Origin of the sequence: Methanolobus psychrotolerans, from assembly GCF_002243045.1 — an archaeon.
Taxonomy (GTDB): domain Archaea; phylum Halobacteriota; class Methanosarcinia; order Methanosarcinales; family Methanosarcinaceae; genus Methanolobus; species Methanolobus psychrotolerans.
The window spans coordinates 1-1799 of the sequence record NZ_MBKP01000079.1 but is presented as its reverse complement, the minus strand read 5'-3'; the positions used below and the strand labels follow the sequence as shown (position 1 = coordinate 1799).

Annotated in this window: 1 rRNA gene; it reads left to right on the top strand. The window is 52.9% G+C overall.

What is annotated here, in order from left to right:
- Positions 1-312 precede the first annotated feature (312 nt).
- Positions 313-1786, top strand: a 16S ribosomal RNA gene (locus tag BB781_RS14920).
- The last annotated feature ends 13 nt before the right edge of the window (positions 1787-1799 follow it).

Genomic DNA, 1799 nt, shown 5'->3' with positions numbered 1-1799 from the left:
AAAGGTTCATTCTATGCCTTCGGATCATTTGGTTCGGAAGGTATATATACGATGATGTCCTTTGTAGGAGTCCGCGCAAATCGCGGCAAAAACGCTTACAATCACCGCCTTTTATGCAAGTGGAGGCAGGAGTTATTTCCTGTCTGACGTTGGATTTGGCAGTTCGGTTAATTCTGACCGGTAGTGTTTAACTACTAACTAAAAGGAATTAACCAAACTTAATGTGCAGAAAGAAAAGAAATTCTCTCATGAGAGTTCTTTCCTAACGATTCCTAAATGACTTCCAAACAAATTCTTTGTGTGTGATCAACAATTCTGGTTGATCCTGCCAGAGGTCACTGCTATCAGTGTTCGACTAAGCCATGCGAGTCAAATGTTCTTCGTGAACATGGCGTACTGCTCAGTAACACGTGGATAATCTGCCCTAAGGTCTGGCATAACACCGGGAAACTGGTGATAATTCCAGATATACCATAGATACTGGAATGTTCTGTGGTCAAAAGCTCCGGCGCCTTAGGATGAATCTGCGGCCTATCAGGTTGTAGTGGGTGTAGTGTACCTACTAGCCGACGACGGGTACGGGTTGTGAGAGCAAGAGCCCGGAGATGGATTCTGAGACATGAATCCAGGCCCTACGGGGCGCAGCAGGCGCGAAAACTTTACAATGCGGGAAACCGCGATAAGGGGACACTGAGTGCCAGCATCCTATGTTGGCTGTCCGCATGTTTAAAACGCATGTGTTAGCAAGGGCCGGGCAAGACCGGTGCCAGCCGCCGCGGTAACACCGGCGGCCCGAGTGGTGGCCACTATTATTGGGTCTAAAGGGTCCGTAGCCGGTTCGATCAGTCTTCCGGGAAATCTGACAGCTCAACTGTTAGGCTTCCGGGGGATACTGTCGGACTTGGGACCGGGAGAGGTAAGAGGTACTACAGGGGTAGGAGTGAAATCTTGTAATCCTTGTGGGACCACCAGTGGCGAAGGCGTCTTACCAGAACGGGTCCGACGGTGAGGGACGAAAGCTGGGGGCACGAACCGGATTAGATACCCGGGTAGTCCCAGCCGTAAACGATGCTCGCTAGGTGTCTGGGACGGTGCGACCGTTTCAGGTGCCGCAGGGAAGCCGTGAAGCGAGCCACCTGGGAAGTACGGCCGCAAGGCTGAAACTTAAAGGAATTGGCGGGGGAGCACTACAACGGGTGGAGCCTGCGGTTTAATTGGACTCAACGCCGGAAAACTCACCTGGGGCGACAGCAATATGTAGGTCAGGCTGAAGGTCTTACCTGAATCGCTGAGAGGAGGTGCATGGCCGTCGTCAGTTCGTACTGTGAAGCATCCTGTTAAGTCAGGCAACGAGCGAGACCCGTGCCCACTGTTGCCAGCATATCCTTCGGGATGATGGGTACTCTGTGGGGACCGCTGGTGCTAAACCAGAGGAAGGTGCGGGCTACGGTAGGTCAGTATGCCCCGAATCTCCAGGGCTACACGCGGGCTACAATGACCGGGACAATGGGTTCCTACCCCGAAAGGGGTTGGTAATCTCATAAACCCGGCCTTAGTTCGAATTGAGGGCTGCAACTCGCCCTCATGAAGCTGGAATCCGTAGTAATCGCGTTTCAATATAGCGCGGTGAATACGTCCCTGCTCCTTGCACACACCGCCCGTCAAACCACCCGAGTGAGGTATGGGTGAGGGCACGGACTAGTGCCGTGTTCGAACCTAAATTTCGCAAGGGGGGTTAAGTCGTAACAAGGTAGCCGTAGGGGAATCTGCGGCTGGATCACCTCCTAAGCAGATCGGCA